The following is a 16467-nucleotide window of genomic DNA, read 5'->3' as shown; positions in this document are numbered from 1 at the left end:
CTTCCTCACGAAGCTCCGCGACCTCTCGCTCGAGCCGCTTGCAGTTCGGGCAGTCCGTCTCGGGTCCGCGGGCGTCCATGCACCCAAGCTAGACCCACTCAAACAAGGGCGCAATAGCGCGAGGGCGGTAAACAAGTACCGCACGCTCAGGGATCACGGTGATGGCGAATCATGGTTGGACGACGATGCGGCAGAACAGCTGCCAGGTTTCCAGAACCTTGAGACAGTCGACGTGACGAGCGGCACGGTCTCGAGCGAAGGGCTGCGACACTTTGGGAGATGTCAGGAGCTGAAATACCTCCGCCTAGAGAGCGGCAGGCATTATTCCTCGGTCGACCGGGAGATTTCGGCGGAGCAAGCCGAATTGCTCTGCGAGGCGCCAAAGCTGCAACACCTGCATCTAGCTACCTATAATTGCACAGATGCAGCGTGCGAGGCTCTCGCGAAGGTAGGCCGGCTTCAGTCACTAACCATCGGTGCGGGACAGCTCTCTAACGACGGCGTGAGTGCGCTTGCAGGTATTGCAGCGCTCTCGGAGCTGACATTTCACATTGTGAATGAGCGGCCCGAGGAACAGCTATCTCGAGACGACGGCGTGGAGCGTCTGACGACGCTAGACCTGGAAGACGCTACGCAGCTTCAGTACCTAGAGATTCGCGGCGGCGCCCTACGGGGGCCGTGTTTCGCCCCCCTGCGGGCGAACGCGAGGCTTTCGGAGATCGTCCTGGACGGAGTGGGGCTCGATTTGGAAGCCTGCCGGTCGCTGATTACGCTGTCGCAGCTGCGCCGCTTGACGCTGTATCGTTGGCGTGATGACGAGATATCGGTCGATGACGTCGCCGACTTCTTCGCAGGGATCGCGGCGATGCCGAATTTGGAAGAGCTCACATTGCCCCGGGCGAGCCTCGACGTGCAGCTAAGCGAGATCCTTGCGGCGAGTCGAAGTCTTGAGGTGGTTTATGTCAGAAAAACAGGTCGACGTGGCTCAGGTCGCGAGGGCGGCGGTGAAATCTTTGTCGAAATGCAGTATTAGCTCTTGGAAAGCCAACCGGATTCCACTTGATTAGTTGATTAAGTCACGCTTCGCCGGGCGCCACTGCTGGCTTTGTCCAGCAGTTCGAAGCGGGTACCCGGTGTCCATTGCTGGACGAGCCAGCAGTGCCACCCGTCGCAGACCATCAACTTATAATTGAAGCTCTTCGGCGAACCGGCCTTCTCAGAAGGTAAGAATGTTCCAGGAAGGCGACATCGTAGAAATCCCTCTACCGGATGGCCGGACAGCCATCGGTTGGATTCTGCACCTATCTGAGCGTTTTAAGCACGCGGTTGGCTTCGTAGTATTTGGCGTCAGAGGCCGGCAGAGCGACCGCGTTGTTTACGACCCCGATACTGGGACACCACTCTCAACAAGGGTGCTCGGCCCACTATACACACACGAAGAAAATATTGAGCTTTCCGGCTGGATAAAGTTGGCTCACCAGCCGCTTTCTCAAAGAGGCAGGCTGCTCACGAAGCGGGAAGTTGGTGGAGGCGTTTTTATTGGTGACGATTACATCGGGACAGTAGAGGAGGTAGGCGACTCAAACGTGAAACCGATGCTATCGATGGGGATGCCTGTGATTTATAGCGAGATTGAAAACGCATTCGCCGTTGAATCTCAATGATTGACCTACGCTCGGTGCTACTGCGGTGTTTGTGCCGGGCGCCACTGCTGGCTTTGTCCAGCAGTGCGTAGCGGGTACCCGGTGTCCACTGCTGGACGAGCCAGCAGTGCCACCCGCCGGGAGAGCACCTCACGCCATCGCCGTTTCAAGACAGCCCTAGACCTCCAAATACGAGACTAATTTCCCGCGGCTGTCGTCCTCGATTGGAAACCGTTCGCCGACAAACAGATCCAACCACATGTCGCCGGCAGTTCTTGATTGCATCGCTGCAATGTGGGTCTGCCCATCGCAGAGTATCTCAATTGCGTTAGGCTCGCCGAATTCACCCTCCTTCTTCGGCATTCTCCAATCTTCACTCTCCCTAGCAAATAGACGCCACAGGACGTTGCGTACTCCCGGAGCGATAACGCACTCCTGCGGCAGAGCTTGCCCCCACCATTCATTCCACTGAACGTTTCTCATTTCATTCGCCGTCCATGTGTACGGCATAAGCGTTGTGTATTCTACTCCATCAGGGCCCTGCCGCCCCTCCGGACCAATAACGATACCGTGATCACCGGACTCTAGCAGTAAATCGAAACAAACCCTTTGGGTAGCGGGGTAGCCCGAGATCTGATTTGCGAAGAGCTTATATCCTCCGCCGCCTTTCATATCCTGGACACATTGAAGCCCATGCTTTCTGCCCGTCATAGACCTACCTTCGCACTTACCCCTGTTTGGGACATGCTCGTGCCTTCAGGCTAGTGATTGAAATGTATGGTCTCGGCCTTCCAGTGGAGGCTTCCGTAGGCCGCGTAATCGAGCATCTGTGCGACCACTTTCCTGCGAGCTTCTGGGTTCCGCCGGGCGCCACTGCTGGCTTTGTCCAGCAGTGCGAAGCGGGTACCCTGTGTCCACTGCCGGGCGAGCCGGCGCCGCGGCCCGTCGCTCCGTTTCGGAAGCAAGGGAGCCAGGCACAGCCCGACCTACCCCACTGCCGAGACGCACACAGGCACGCCGATCGGGGGTCGCGATCAACGGGGGCGTCGCTGTTCGGTGCGGGCCTTTTCGAACATCGTGCTCAGCCGCCGTTTGAGCGTGTCGGCGCCTTCCCGGAGGGCTTGCTCGACGGTCGCCGCCCGGACCTCGACGCCCACCGGTTGCTGGCCCGCGGGTCGGGCCTCCATCAGACAGCGGATGTCGTCGTCGCCCCCTTTGGCGAGGCTGTTCTCGTCGGTCAGGTGGACCTCGATCCGGGTGAGCCGTTCTTTGAACCGATCGAGCTCCGCCGCGATCTCGGCCTCGTGCTGCTCGATCGACTCCTGATCCATCAGCACTTGGCTGTTGCTGTTGATGATGATTTGCATGCTGGTTCCTTGGCGTCGGTGACAGGAGGAGGCCGCGTGTCCGCGAGGCGGCTGTTGCAGTGGGACGGCCGGGGCTCGATCGGTCAAGGCGGCGACCCGATCGCGCGAGCCCGTCCTTTCGCCCTCGCCAACTCTTCCTGTGGAGGACCGGCGGTCAAGTCTGCCTCCGCGGAAGATCGAACCCCGAGTTCGCGGCGCCACCGAGGCCGGCGCTACCGTGGCAGGGGTAGCGTACGCAGAGGAGGGGCCTAGGAGTCAGCCGGGGAAGCGTAGCGGCCGGCTAGACCTCGCCCACCTTGGCGCCTGCCCGCGGCTATTTTGCCGGCGGCCGGCGGCCGGCTCGGCGACAATCGACAGGACGCCACACGGCCCGACGAGCGGCAAGAGTTTCGTTACAGCGTGATGCGTTGTAACGAATCGCAACCCCAGGCGTGGCAACGGATTAGGGGCAGAAACGGCCGAATTAGCGTGGCGCGCGTTTTTTCGGCGTGTCGCGTTTGTAACGCTACGCGACAGGCGGGCGCCCGCCGTCTTTGGCCAATTCGCGATCAGCCCCGTCGGCCAAGGCCCCTCGCGCCGAGCGCCAGCACCACGAGCATCGCCGCGGCCGGCTCGGGCACGGACTCGGAGATCTGGGGGAAGGCCGCGCCGTAGTTGTCGGCCCAGCGGTGGTAGTCCGACTGGTCGTAGTCGACGCCGAGCCCGTCGCGCCAGACCGAGTAGTCGGCCGCGTCGACGCGGCCGTCGGCGTTGAAGTCGCCGGCGACGGCGAGCAGTTCGAGCTGCACGCCGGTGGCCGTGTAGCGCAGGTCCCACTCGTACGCGTCGGGGAGCGTGACGGTCGAGAACTCGCCGCCGCGGCTCTCGGCGGTGATCAGGTTGTAGGTCCATCCGCGGATGGGCGTGTAGCCGAGCGTGACGACCAGGTCGCCCTCCAGCGCGGCGGAGCCGGTGACCGTGAGCAAGTCGGGCTGGGACTCGTGGAGCGACACTTCGAGGGCGCCGCCGGGGCCGATGATCAGCCGGCCGTCGATCGCCATCGCCCCGTCGGGCGCGATCGCGCCGGCGACCACCTCGACTTGCCCCTCGATGGGGCCGCTGCCGACACGCACCTGGCCCTCGCCGGCGAGCCGGCCGCCGCGGACGTCGACGTACTGGGCGTCGAGCACGCCGCCCGTCAGGTCGATCTCCCCGCCATCGGCGATCGACACGCCGGAGAAGGTGGTCAAGCTCGCTGTGTCGCCGATGGCGACCCTCATCCGCGCGCCGGCTTCGCCGCCGGCCACGTTTGCCGTCCAGGCGTACTGCTCGCCCGAAACGGTCGCCGTTTGGTTGGACGCGGTCGCGGGGCGGGCGTCGACGACGCTGAGCAAGTCGGGCGTGGCCCCCGCGTCCCACGAGGGGGCGGCGCCCCAGGCGGCAGCCGCCGTGGTGGCCGACCAGTTGAATTGGTTCGTCACCGGGTCGCTGATATACACGCCGGCGCTCTCGCCGCCGGAGCCGTCGGCCGGCTTGGGGTCGATCACCACGTTGCGGCCCGAGAGGATGTTGGTCCCCAAGATGCCCGGCACGATGTTGCCCGGGTCGGACGGGTCGGTCACGTCGAGCACGATGACCGGCACGTTCTGGACGACCACGTTGCCCCCGAGGGCGACGACCGTGAACTCGTCGAGGATGAAGCCGGGCACGTCGCTGATGAGGCCGCCGGAGCCGACGATCGAGATCGTGAACTCCGGCTCGTCGACGAGCACGTCGAAGCCGAGCTCCAGCGCGCTGAGCTGCGACAACACCGTGACGCTCGCCCCCGTGTCGAAGAAGAACTGCTGCGTGCCGCCGAGGTCGGCGCCGTTGTTCTGCGCGCGCACGTTCAGGAACAGCCCGCCTTGCATGACGGTCGGCAGCGTCGGGTTCTCGTGGACCGGGATGCCGTCGACGATGTTGAGGATGTTGCTGAAGTAGGCGGGCGGCTGGAGGAAGGTGCTCCCCGGGTTCAGCGCGAGCGGCGCCTTGCGGTTGATGCCGCCGCCGCCGGAACCCAGCGGCTGGAAGTCGATCGCCGGCGCGCGGATGGTTTTGCCGCCGAGCTGGAAGACCTGCGGCTGGTCGTTGCGGATGTGGGTCGCGTACTGGCTGGCGAACGGCAGCCCGACGATGTTCGGCAGGGCCGACTCGGGCGGGAGCGTGACCGTCGACGTGTTGGTTTGGCCTTCGAGCACGGCGCCGTTCATCGTGAGCTGCGCGCCGGCCGACGCGCGGTCTTGCAGGCCGCTCGCGTAGAGGCCGAACGGGTCGTTGATCGTGGCGAAGAGCTGCCCCGTGGCGCCGCCGAGCTGGATCACCTCGGTCCCGCGGTAGCCATCGCGGCCGCCGCCCACGTCCGACCGACCGAGGCCGAAGCCGTCGAAGCCCCGGTCGTTGACGAGGGAGAGCGCGGCGCCGGTGTCGAGCAGGGCCAGGTCGTAGTAGGGCGTGCCGCCGGGGCCGATGGCGTTGGAGCCCACGCCGGTCTCGGGCAGAGCGAACGTGCCGAGCAGGTCGTCGAAAACGAACTCGTCGGTGATCCCCATCCCCACCAGCGGGTAGAAGCCGTCGAGCGGCGTCTGCGCCGCGGCGCGGGAGGCGGTCGCCACGGCGAGCGCTATCGCAACCGCGACAAGCGTCGAGCGTGTCCGGGAGAGCTGCTGCATCTTGCCCCTTCTGAGGTGCTTCTAGGTGGCGAAAAGCACTAGCTGGCGCCACCCTCGCAGGCTAGGCGCCGGCTGCGGAGCGGTCAACGATCGGGTGACTCGCCGCGGAGCGTCGCCGGTAAACCGCATGCGCCGAGGGCAGGTAGAGCGGCAGGCGAGGTTGCGTCGGTGGGCCGTTCGGGTCACGCTCGGCTGTCATGATGACGACAACTCCCCTCGCCCGCATCGCCATCGATCTGATGGCGGCCCTGGCGGACAGCCCGCAGTCGCTCGACAGGCGGCTTGTCGCTTCGCTGCGCACCGCGACGGGCGCCGGGGCGGCGTGCCTGTGGCGGCCCGCCGCGCCGGAGTGGCGCCTGCTAGCGGCCGAGCCGGCCGGCGGCGCGGCCCTGCCCGAAGCGGCCGCCGACGCGCTCGACGCGGAGCGCGCGGTCGAGTCCGGCGGCTGGCTGGCCGTGCCGATCGCCGCCCCGCACGGCGGGCCGCAGCACGACGTGCTCACGCTCCGCGGCCCGCGCGGGCAGATCGACGCGTCGGCCGTGGCGGCCCTCTGCGGCTCGGCCCGCCGCGCCGCGGCGGCCACGGGCGGGGACAACGACCGGACCGAGCGGCTGGCGGCGCTCGTCCGCTTGTCGCTCGCTTGGGGCGAGTCGAGCGACACGGCCCGGCTGCTCGAGCAGATGGCCGAGGCGGCGACCGAGCTGTTCGGCTCGGACCGCGCGACGATCTTCCTCTGGGACCGCGGCGCGTCGCAGCTCGTGGGCCGGCCCGCCCTGGGCCTGCCCGAGGGCCGCCTGGTCGTCGGCGACAAGGCGGGCGTCGTCGGCCAGGTGGTGCAGTCGGGCCGGCCGATGCGCACCCGCTCGGGCGAGAGCGGGCTGGTCGACCGCTCGACCGACGAGTCGACCGGCTACCGCACCGAGTCGCTGTTGTGCGTGCCGCTCGACGCGCCGGGGGGAGAGCGGCTCGGCGCTTTCGAGTTGATCAACAAGCGCGAGGGGGAGTTCACCGCGGAAGACGAGCGCGGCCTCACGGAGTTCGCGCAGCTCGCGGCGGTCGCCGTGGCGAACACCCAGCAGGTCGAGGAACTGATCGAGCGCCGCGACGCGCTCGTCGAGCAAGCGGCGGCCGGCGTGCGGATGCTGGGCGATTGCCCGGCGATCGACGCGCTGCGGTCGACGATCCGCCGCGTGGCCGACGCCGACCTGGCGGTCATGGTCCTCGGCGAGAACGGCACGGGCAAAGAGGTCGTCGCGCAGTCGCTCCACTTCCAGAGCCGCCGACGCAACGAGCCGCTGCTGGCTGTCAACTGCGCGGCGATCGCCGAGTCGCTGCTAGAGAGCGAGCTGTTCGGCCACGTGAAGGGCGCCTTCACCGGCGCCCACGAGGACCGCGCGGGCAAGTTCGAACTAGCCGACGGCGGGACGATCCTGCTCGACGAGATCGGCGACATGTCGCCCGGCGGCCAGGCGAAGCTGCTGCGGGTGCTAGAGGACAAGACCATCGTGCGCGTCGGCGGCGCCGAGCCGCGGCGCGTCGACGTGCGTGTCGTGGCGGCGACCAACCGCGACCTGTCCGCGCGGGTGGCCGAGGGGAAGTTCCGCGAGGACCTCTTTTATCGGCTCTGCGTGGTCACGCTCGAGCTGCCCCCGCTACGCGACCGGGGCGACGACGTGCTGCTGCTCGCGGAGCACTTCTTGCGGCAGTTCTGCGAGACCCGCGGCCGCCGGCCGCCGAAGCTGTCGGCCGCGGCGAAGCGGAAGCTGACCACGCACGACTGGCCCGGCAACATCCGCGAGCTGCGGAACCTGATGGAGCGGGTGGCCTACCTGTCGGACGGGCCGACGCTGGGCCCGGAGGAGCTGTCGATCATCGACCGCGGCGAGCCGAGCGGCAGCGGCGAGCCGGCGATCGAGGGCGCGCTCGCCGAAGCGACCCACGAGTTCCAGCGCCGCCACATCCTCCGCGCGATCGACCGCACCCGAGGCAACGTGGCCGCCGCGGCGCGCGACCTGGGGCTGCACCGGTCGAACCTGTACCGGAAGATGAAGCAGCTTGGCATGGAAGAGGGGGAGGGAACCACGGATGAACACGGATGAACGCGGATGAGAGATTGCCCACGAAGCTGCCGGATCTTCACGACTTTGGTTTGTTTGGATTCGCTCGATTCGTGGGCAAGAAACCATCCGTGCTTATCCGTGTTCATCCGTGGTTCTACCAAGCCCCGCGGCGACGACGTCGAACATCCGGTCGAGGTCGTCGGCCGACACGTTCAGCGGCGGCATGACGTAGGCCAGGTCGGGCTTCGCGCGCAGCCACACGCCGTGCTCCAACGCGTAGCGAGCGAGGCGGCGGCCCGGTGAGTTTTCGGCTAAGAAGCCCTCGTCGGTCTCGAGGTCGAAAGCGGCGATCATGCCGCACTGCCGGGCGTGCTTCACCTGCGGGTGGGCGGCCAGCTCGCAGAGCCGCTCGCCGAGGTGGGCGATCCGCTCCGGGAGCCCGTCGAGGAGGCCCGCTTCGAACTCGTCGAGCGTCGCCATCGCGGCGGCGGCCGCCAGCGCGTTGCCGCTGAAGGTGTGGCCGTGCCAGAACGTGCGGTCCTCGTCGGGAGTGCGATTGAGGAACGCCTCGTAAATGTGAGGCCGGGTGAGGGTCACCGCCATTGGCAGGTACCCCGCGGTCAGGTGCTTGCCGAGGCACAAGAAGTCCGGCGTGACGTTCTCGTGGCCCGAGGCAAAGAGGCGGCCGGTGCGTCCGAGGCCGACGGCCACCTCGTCGGCGATGAGGAGCACGCCGTGCTCGTCGCACAGCTTGCGCAAGCCCGACAAGAAGCCGGGCGGGTGCATGAGCATCCCGGCGGCGCATTGCACGAGCGGCTCGACGATCGCGGCCGCGATGCGGTCGGCTTCCGACTCGAAGACTTCCCTTAGCCTTGCGAGCGCGGCTTGGGTCTCGTCCTCCGGCGCCCCCTTCCGCGTGTCGGGCGGTTCGACGCGGACGGTCTCGCAGAGGATCGGGCCGAAGACCTCGTGGTAGCGGCCGATGCCGCCGACGGCCGTCGCGCCGATCGTGTCGCCGTGGTAGGCGTGGCCGAAGGAGAGGTACTTGGTCTTTTCGGGGCAGGGCTCGTCGCGCTGGCGCCAGTACTGGAGGGCTTGCTTCATGGCGATCTCGATCGCCGACGAGCCGTCGCTCGAGAAGAACACGTGCCGCAGGTCGCCCGGCGCGAGGTCCGCCAGCCGCTTGGCGAGCCGCACGGCCACGTCGGCGCCCATGCCGAGGCTCGTGCAGTGCGCGAGCTTGCCGAGTTGCGTGGTGATCGCCGCGTTGATCCGGGGATGATTGTGCCCGAGCGCCGCGCACCACATGCTGCTTGCCGCGTCGAGATAGCCGCGGCCATCGATGTCGTAGAGGGTGGAACCCTCGGCCCGCTCGATCACCAGCGGCTCGTAATCGGCCATCGGCTGAAACGAGTGCCAGTAGTGGTCGCGGTCCCAGGTGGGGAGGTCTTCGGGAGATGTTTTCATTGGGGTCTTGGGCCCACGAATCGATCGAATCTTCGCGAATCGGACGCGTCGGGCTCTCAACTCTTCGATGGGTTACGGTTCGACTATGGGAGGCGTCTCCTGACGCCGATAACGGTACGCCAGCCGACTTGCATCGGCATGGCGTAATCGGCGTCAGGAGGCGCCTCCCACAGGTAAGCAAATGATCGATTCTCACTCGGATTCGTGCCGATTCGATCGATTCGGGGGCTCCCATTCGAAGCGGACGGTGTCGCCGACTCGCGCGCCGAGCATCGCGGCGGCGTCGCCGTTGACGATGGCCAGCTCGGCGTGGCCGCCGGAGCCGACGAGCGCCACCAGCGTGCCGGGCGGGTGCTCGCCGTAGGCGCGCCAGAGGCCGAAGGTCTCGTGCTCGCCCAGCGTGATGCGCAGCCGTCCGTCGCGCGGCGCGTCGGCCAATGCCGACTCGGGCACGCAGGTGATCAGGTTGCCGTAGCGGTCGACCTCGGTCACCTCGCCGGCGACGAGTCCCTCCCGGTCACGCACGGCGACCGCCGCCGTCGTGGCGAGTTCGGCGAGCGACTCGCAGGCCTTGCCGAACTCGTGCAAGTCGGCGCCCTGCGCGAGCCGCGCGGCGACCGGGGCCATCAGGTCGCGGCCGTGGAACGTGCTGGAGTCGCCGGCCAGCTCGACACGCAGCGGGTCGACGGCCACGGCGCGGTCGACCGCGTCGTTGAGCCAGCCGAACAAGCCGTTGTCGGGGCCGACGAACCGCTGGCCGAGCGCCTCGACGGCGACGATCGGCCGGTCGGTTCCCACGCCGGGGTCGACGACCACGAGGTGGACTGTCCGTTGCGGCCAGTAGGGGGCGACCGCTTCGAGCAAGCGGGCCGCGCCGGCCACGTCTTGCGGCGCCACGTCGTGCGACAGGTCGACGACCGTGGCGCCGGGCGCCCGGGCGTAGAGCACCCCCTTCATCTGCGCGACATACCGCCCGCCCGGGCCGAAATCGGTGGTCAGCGTGATCAGCATGGGGGCGGTCCCGGCTAGACGAGTGAACCGCCAAGACGCCAAGAGCGCCAAGGCCGCCAAGAGGTCGGATGAAGGACGCGATTCCTTGGCGAACTTGGCGCTCTTGGCGACTTGGCGGTGAGAGCTTAGGCGTCGCGTTGGGCGATCAGCTCGAGGCAGATCGCGCGGACGCGGCCCGGGTCGGCGTTGGGGTTGTGCTTCTTGGCTTGGCCGATGAGGGCGCCGACGGCTTTCTCGTTGCCGCCCTTCACGTCGGCGACGATCTTCGGGTTCTTGTCGAGCAGCTGCTCGCAGAGGGCGACCAGCTCCGACTCGTCGACCGCCTCGATGCCGAGCGACTTCATCGCCGCGTCGCAATCGGTGTCCTCGGCGATCATCGTCTCGAAGACCTCGCGCGCGCGGGGGCTCGGCAGGTCGCCCGCGGTGAGTTTCTGGATCATCGCGGCCAGTCGGCCGGCGGGCAGGCCGACCCCGTCTAGCGTTTTCCCCTCGGCGTTCATCACGCGCAGCACGTGCTGCGTGACCCAGTTGGCGGACTGCTTGGCGTCGCCGGATTGCTGGGCCACGGCGAGGAAGTAGTCGGCCAGGTCGCGCCCCTGGTTGACGATCACGCCGGCGTCGTACGCCGAGAGGCCGTGGTCCGCTTGCAAGCGCAGCCGCAACGCGGCGGGCAGCTCGGGCATCCCGCTGCGCAGGCGCTCGACCTCGGCGGCCGTGGTGACGACTGGCTCCAGGTCCGGGCAGGGGAAGTAGCGGTAGTCGCTCGACTCTTCCTTCTCGCGCTGCGGGCGGGTGACCTCGGCGGAGTCGTCCCAGCCGCGGGTCTGCTTGGGCGCCTGGCCCAGGCGGCGGCCGGTCTCTTGCCAGTCGCGCCATTGGCGCTGGGCCTCGTACTCGATGGCCCGCTCGACCGCGCGGAAGCTGTTGAGGTTCTTGATCTCGACGATCGGCGTGGCGGCCGGCTTGCCGCCGCCCGCCGGGTCGGGCACGTGCAGGTTCACGTTCGCGTCGACCCGCAGCGAGCCTTCTTGCATGTTGCAGTCGGACACGGCCAGGTAGGTGAGCAGCAGTTTCAGCTCTTCGAGGTAGGCCTTGGCCTCCGCGCCGGACCGCAGGTCCGGCTCGCTGACGATCTCCAAGAGCGGCGTGCCCGCGCGGTTGAGGTCGATCACCGAGTCGCCCCCCGCGCCGGACTCGTCGTGCAGGCTCTTGCCGGCGTCCTCTTCGAGGTGCGCGCGGGTGATGCGGACCCGCTTCGGCTGGCCGTCCTCCAGCGCGATGTCCAGCCCGCCGGTTTCGGTGATCGGCAGGTCGAACTGGCTGGTTTGGTAGCCCTTGGGCAGGTCGGGGTAGAAGTACTGCTTGCGGTCCCACTTGGTGTAGTTGTCGTGCTCGGCGCTCGGGGTCTCGCAATCGAGCGCCACGCCGACGACCCGCGCGAGCTCCACCGCCCGGGCGTTGATCACCGGCAGCGACCCGGGCAGGCCTAGGCACACGGGGCAGACCTGCGTGTTCGGCGCCGCGCCGAACGTGGTCGGGCAGCCACAGAACAGCTTGCTCTGGGTGGCGAGCTGCACGTGGACCTCGAGGCCGACGATTGTCTGGTAGTCCATTGTTTGCCCACGAATCGAGCGAATTTTCGCGAATCAACGGCGAGGGAGAAATCGCTCGTGCTGTAAGTCGCTTTTGTGTCCGAAGTTGACGAGCAAACCGAGTGGCATCCTCGTGGCGTGCAGGTAATTGAGGGTCTGAGATCGGTGAGCATCAACAAGCTCGCTCACCGCTTTCAGCTCGACAAGTATTTGGCCAAAGCAGACCAGATCCGCTTTGTATTCGGTTGAGAGAGTCCGGCCCTTGTAGGCAATGCGGAGCGCTGCCTGGGATTTGAACGGGATCCCTCGCTCGGAAAGCTCGAGTTCTAGCGCTTCTTGATACACCGCTTCCAGAAACCCGCACCCGAGAGTGTTGTAAACCTCAAAACAAGCCCCCACGATCCGGTAAGCCTCGTCTTTCAACACCAGCTGTGCCATGAACAGCCCCTTGCTCCAGATTCGCGAGGATTAGATCGATTCGTGGGCAACTAAAGGGAGGGCGTCGGGAGGGTGGGGCTAGCGGCTTCGTGCATGCGGGCGGCTCGGAGCAGGCGGGGTTCTTGGAGGTGGGGGGCCATCAGTTGCAGGCCGATCGGGAGGCCGCTCTTCGATTGGCCGCAGGGTAGGCTCACGGCGGGGAGGCCGGCCAGGTTTGCGCTGACCGTGTAGAGGTCGACCAGGTACATCGACAGCGGGTCGTCGACCAGCTCGCCCAGCTTGAACGCCGGCGCGGCGGTGACCGGGCCGGCGATGACGTCGACCTTCTCGAACGCGCGGTCGTAGTCCTCGCGGATGAGCCGGCGGACCTTGAGCGCCTTCAGGTAGTACGCGTCGGCGTAGCCCTCGGACAGCGCGTAAACGCCGAGCATGATCCGCCGCTTGACCTCGGGGCCGAAGCCCTCCGTGCGGCTCTTGCGGTACAGGCGCACCAGCGCGGAGTCGATCTTCGCCAAGGCCGCCTTGTCGCCCGACTCGGAGGCCGCTTTGCGCTCGGCTGCCAGCTCCGCGGCGACCTGCGACTCGTCGGCCCGGTGGCCGTAGTGGATGCCGTCGTAGCGGGACAGGTTGCTGGAGGCCTCGCTGGGGGCGATCACGTAGTAGGTCGCCACGCCGTACCGCGCGTGGGGCAGCTCGACCTGGACGACCTCGGCGCCGCGCTGGCGGTAGCCCTCGATCGCGCTCTCAACCGCCGAGCGCACTTCCGGGTCGAGCCCCTCGGCGTAGTGCTCCGGCACGACGCCGACGCGGAGCCCCTCGAGCGGCTTGTCGACTTCCGGCGCGGCGGGGCGTAGCTCGTTTGGCAGAGAGGTCGAGTCGCGCGGGTCGTGGCCGGCGATGGCGTCGTACAGCAGCGCGACGTCCTCGACCGTTCTGGCGAGCGGGCCGACCTGGTCGAGGCTGCTGGCGAACGCCACCAAGCCGTAGCGGCTGACGCGGCCGTAGGTCGGCTTCAGGCCCACCACGCCGCACAGCGCGGCCGGCTGGCGGATCGAGCCGCCCGTGTCGGTGCCGATCGACAGGGGCGCCTCGCCGGCGGCGACCGCGGCCGCTGCGCCGCCGGAGGAGCCGCCCGGCGAGCGCCGGAGGTCCCACGGGTTGCGTGTGGGCTGGAAAGCGGAGTTCTCGGTCGAGCCGCCCATAGCGAACTCGTCCATGTTGGTGCGGCCGATGAGGACCGCGTCGGCCGCTTTGAGCCGCTCGACGACCGTCGCGTCGTACGGCGGGCGGAAGCCCTCGAGCATCTTGGAAGCACAAGTGCAGAGCTCATCGGCGTCGCACAGCACGTCCTTCACGGCGACCGGCACGCCGGCCAACGGGCCGAGCCCCTCGCCCGCGGCGCGGCGCCGGTCGATCGACTCGGCCTGTTCGATCGCCCGATCGCCCGACACGCGGAGGAACGCGCCGACGCGCTCATCGACCGCGGCGATCCGGTCGAGATACGCGCGGGTCAGCTCGACCGAAGTCAAGTCGCCGGACGCCAGACGACGCAATTGCTCGGCGGCGGATAGCGAGGTGAGCGAGGGATCGGCCATCGGAAAACGCTGCGGAGTCGGTTCGGCTAGAGAGCCAAACCTTAAACCGAGCCGCGCCCGTCAGGAAGCGACCGAAGGCGACCCTTTCCGCTTTCCCCTTCGGCTCACTCGTCCAGCACCGCCGGCACGCGGAACCCGGTGTGGTCGTGCCGCGGGGCGTTGGCCAGGGCCGCTTCGTGCGACAGGCCGGGGCGGACCGCGTCGGGCCGGAGCACGTTGGTCAGCTCGACCGCGTGCGCCATCGGCTCGACGCCCTCGGTGTCGACCTCGGCGAGCTGGTCGACGTAGGCGACGATCTCCGCCAGTTGCGGGGTCAGCTCGGCGACCTGGGCTTCGTCCAGCTCGAGCCGCGCCAGCAGGGCGACCCGCTCGACGTCTTCGCGGGAGATCGCCATCGGGGGCTCCTTACGCGTCCGGCCGCTGCTACTTGGCTGGCACCTGGAACGGCGAGTTGCGGACCTTCTTGACGACCGCGCCGCTGCGGATGCACTGCACGCAGACCTTGATGTGCTGCGCGGCGCCATCGGGGCCGGTCACCTTGACCCGCTGCAAGTTCGGCTTGAACTGCCGCTTGGTCTGGCCGGTGATCTTGGTGCCGACGCCGCCCAGGTACTTTTTCTTACCGCGGGTGGTGACCTGGTTGCCGATCTGCGGGCCTTTGCCGCAGAGTTCACAAGCGCGTGCCATCGGGAATTCTCGAATCGACCGGCGAGGCGGGGTGGTTTGGAGCTAGCCCCATAGCCTAGCGGCCTGGGGGCGGGCCCGCAATCGGTGGTCTGTGGTGGGTTTGAGGCTAGCCGGCGACAGAAGCCGACGGCCGACAGACCGCTTTCACCGCCCCTTGGTGTGGCCCAGCACCTCGTCGAGCACCCGGCCGTTCGTGGCGATCCCCTCGCCCGCGTGGACCGTGGGCTCGCCGGACCAGCTCGTGAAGGTGCCGCCGGCCTCTTCGAGGATCGGCTTCAGGCACGCGGCGTCCCACAGGCTCATCTGGGCGTCCATCATCACTTCGGCGCGGCCGATCGCGACCATCATGTAGCCGTAGCCATCGCCCCACGTGCGGCTGATCCGCGCAGCGTTCTGCAGGGCCATGTACACGTCGGTCGCGTCTTGCGGGCGGTCCTGGAAGCCGGCCACGTCGCCGGTGAGGAACATCCCCTCGGCCAGCGTCGCGGTGTGCGACACGTAGGCCTGGTAGGCGGTCTGCTCGCCGTACTGGTACCAAGCGCCGCCGCCGACCGCCGCGTAGATCGTCTCGCGCGAAGCCGGCGCGTTGACCACGCCGAGGATCGGCTCGCCCGACTCCTCCTCGATCACCGCCACCAGGTTCGTGTAGAGCGGCACTCCGTGGACGAACGCCTTCGTGCCGTCGATCGGGTCGAGGATCCACTTGTAGCCCGACCGGCCTTCTTTGGCGGGGAATTCTTCGCCGAGGATCGCGTCGTCTGGGTAGCGGTCCTCGATCCGCTTGCGGAGCTGTTGCTCGGCCGTGCGGTCGGCGATGGTGACCGGCGAGCCGTCCCCTTTTCGCTCCACACCCAGCGACCGCGATCGGAAGTGCTCGAGCGTCACCACGCCCGCTTCCAACGCGATCTCTCGCGCCCACTCCAGGCGTTCTTCGGCGGCGGCGCGGGCGGAGTCGGAGAGGGAATTGGCGGTGGTCGAGGGCATCGGAGCTGGGGGGGCAGGTGGCGGAGGCCGCGGCCGCGGAATCGGCCGGCAACGAATCAGGCTATCGGACACGCGCTGCGCCGCAAGGCGGCAAAAGCCGTCCGGCGGGCGCGTGGCGGTCCACCCGGGGCGGTCTGCGGTTGCCGGTCTGCGGTTGGTAGGCGACGCGGCCGACGCGTAGAATCGGGGGCGAGCCGGCAGGACTCTTCGGCTTTCCCGTCCGCACACGCATGGAGGCGACCGATGGCTACCCGCTGCGTCCGGCTTTTTGGATTGCTGATCACCGTGATGGGCGTGGCGGTCGCTCCGGAGGGGGTGGCTCAAGAGTTCCGTTGGCCGCCGATGCGGACAGCCGCGGAGACGCCCAGCCACCCGCAGGCCGCCCGCCCGTACGACGAGACCGACGCCGCTCCGAGCGAGAACGACCGGACCCGTCCGAGCGGTGTGTTCACCGCCCCGCCGGCGCCGGACCCGGTCACGAGGGCTGCTTACGCAGAAGCGGCGCCGCCCAAGGCGGACGGCTTGGCCGCCTCACCGGCGGGGGCCGACAGCCCAGAGCTGGCCGCGCCGGAGTGGCCCGTGGGACGGTCGCGACCGACGAGCCCCGCATCGGGGCCGGGCGTGGTCGATTGGAAAATCCTGGAAAATCGGAATGGGAAGCACCTAGCCCTCGTTTTTGACCCGATCCGCCGAGTCTTCGCGGTTTACCAAGTCGACGCGGAGAGCGGGGAGATTATGCTGAGGTCCGTCCGTAACCTCACTGCGGACCTTAGTTTGCCGCAATACAACAGCAGCAATCCGGCGCCGCGAGACATCCAGGTGATGCTCGACGAGGCCCGACAGTAAGCCGCCGGGCTTTTGGCCCGGCGGGCTTGCCGGGGTCGTTGGGCATCGCCACGCCGGCGGATGGCGAGCCGAGCGCCCCAGCGAAAAAGC

At 67.8% G+C, this 16467-nt stretch carries 15 protein-coding genes; 4 read left to right on the top strand and 11 right to left on the bottom strand.

Annotated features, from left to right (window positions below):
• Positions 1–1033: leucine-rich repeat domain-containing protein (locus RIC11_RS00640; RefSeq protein WP_350207885.1), on the top strand; the 1033-nt coding region annotated here is incomplete at its 5' end.
• Between the two features lie 196 nt (positions 1034–1229).
• Positions 1230–1664, top strand: a complete 435-nt coding sequence (locus RIC11_RS00635) for a hypothetical protein (protein WP_350207884.1) — start codon at positions 1230–1232, stop codon at positions 1662–1664.
• Between the two features lie 156 nt (positions 1665–1820).
• Here the strand turns inward: RIC11_RS00635 and RIC11_RS00630 are convergent, their stop codons facing one another.
• The 3 genes from RIC11_RS00630 to RIC11_RS00620 all read right to left on the bottom strand — a co-directional run bounded on the left by RIC11_RS00630 (position 1821) and on the right by RIC11_RS00620 (position 5697).
• The gene (locus RIC11_RS00630; RefSeq protein ID WP_350207883.1) at positions 1821–2153 is read right to left on the bottom strand and encodes a hypothetical protein; all 333 of its coding nucleotides are present in this window, start codon (positions 2151–2153) and stop codon (positions 1821–1823) included.
• A gap of 524 nt (positions 2154–2677) precedes the next feature.
• The gene (locus RIC11_RS00625) at positions 2678–3010 is read right to left on the bottom strand and encodes an HPF/RaiA family ribosome-associated protein (protein ID WP_350207882.1); all 333 of its coding nucleotides are present in this window, start codon (positions 3008–3010) and stop codon (positions 2678–2680) included.
• Positions 3011–3558: 548 nt separating this feature from the next.
• Positions 3559–5697, bottom strand: coding sequence for an aspartyl protease family protein (locus tag RIC11_RS00620; protein WP_350207881.1), 2139 nt, complete (start codon positions 5695–5697; stop codon positions 3559–3561).
• Positions 5698–5897: 200 nt separating this feature from the next.
• Here RIC11_RS00620 and RIC11_RS00615 point away from each other — a divergent pair, with 200 nt between their 5' ends.
• Positions 5898–7796 (top strand): sigma-54-dependent Fis family transcriptional regulator, encoded by a 1899-nt coding sequence (locus RIC11_RS00615; RefSeq protein WP_350207880.1) that lies wholly within the window; start codon positions 5898–5900, stop codon positions 7794–7796.
• Positions 7797–7889: 93 nt separating this feature from the next.
• Here the strand turns inward: RIC11_RS00615 and bioA are convergent, their stop codons facing one another.
• The 8 genes from bioA to RIC11_RS00575 all read right to left on the bottom strand — a co-directional run bounded on the left by bioA (position 7890) and on the right by RIC11_RS00575 (position 15531).
• A complete protein-coding gene (gene bioA / locus RIC11_RS00610; RefSeq protein ID WP_350207879.1) occupies positions 7890–9224 on the bottom strand; it encodes an adenosylmethionine--8-amino-7-oxononanoate transaminase in 1335 nt (444 codons plus the stop codon).
• Positions 9225–9416: 192 nt separating this feature from the next.
• Entirely contained in the window at positions 9417–10235 is an 819-nt protein-coding gene (locus RIC11_RS00605) for an SAM hydrolase/SAM-dependent halogenase family protein (protein WP_350207878.1), read from the bottom strand.
• 125 nt (positions 10236–10360) lie between these two features.
• Positions 10361–11848: an Asp-tRNA(Asn)/Glu-tRNA(Gln) amidotransferase subunit GatB gene (gene gatB / locus RIC11_RS00600; protein ID WP_350207877.1), complete on the bottom strand. Its 1488-nt coding sequence runs from the start codon at positions 11846–11848 to the stop codon at positions 10361–10363.
• Between the two features lie 33 nt (positions 11849–11881).
• Positions 11882–12265 (bottom strand): GxxExxY protein, encoded by a 384-nt coding sequence (locus tag RIC11_RS00595; RefSeq protein ID WP_350207876.1) that lies wholly within the window; start codon positions 12263–12265, stop codon positions 11882–11884.
• A gap of 50 nt (positions 12266–12315) precedes the next feature.
• Entirely contained in the window at positions 12316–13860 is a 1545-nt protein-coding gene (gene gatA / locus RIC11_RS00590; RefSeq protein WP_350207875.1) for an Asp-tRNA(Asn)/Glu-tRNA(Gln) amidotransferase subunit GatA, read from the bottom strand.
• Between the two features lie 104 nt (positions 13861–13964).
• The gene (gene gatC / locus RIC11_RS00585) at positions 13965–14255 is read right to left on the bottom strand and encodes an Asp-tRNA(Asn)/Glu-tRNA(Gln) amidotransferase subunit GatC (protein ID WP_350207874.1); all 291 of its coding nucleotides are present in this window, start codon (positions 14253–14255) and stop codon (positions 13965–13967) included.
• Between the two features lie 28 nt (positions 14256–14283).
• On the bottom strand, positions 14284–14547 hold the full coding sequence (gene rpmB, locus RIC11_RS00580) for a 50S ribosomal protein L28 (RefSeq protein ID WP_350207873.1): 264 nt from the start codon (positions 14545–14547) through the stop codon (positions 14284–14286).
• Positions 14548–14691: 144 nt separating this feature from the next.
• The gene (locus RIC11_RS00575; RefSeq protein ID WP_350207872.1) at positions 14692–15531 is read right to left on the bottom strand and encodes an inositol monophosphatase family protein; all 840 of its coding nucleotides are present in this window, start codon (positions 15529–15531) and stop codon (positions 14692–14694) included.
• A 243-nt stretch (positions 15532–15774) separates the two neighbouring features.
• Between RIC11_RS00575 and RIC11_RS00570 the strand changes: the two genes are divergently transcribed.
• On the top strand, positions 15775–16377 hold the full coding sequence (locus RIC11_RS00570; protein ID WP_350207871.1) for a flagellar biosynthesis protein FlhF: 603 nt from the start codon (positions 15775–15777) through the stop codon (positions 16375–16377).
• Positions 16378–16467: the final 90 nt, after the last annotated feature.

The sequence above is a fragment of the Botrimarina sp. genome (genome assembly GCF_040219535.1).
Classification (GTDB): Bacteria; Planctomycetota; Planctomycetia; order Pirellulales; family Lacipirellulaceae; genus Botrimarina.
This window is presented reverse-complemented; position numbering and strand designations above follow the sequence as displayed.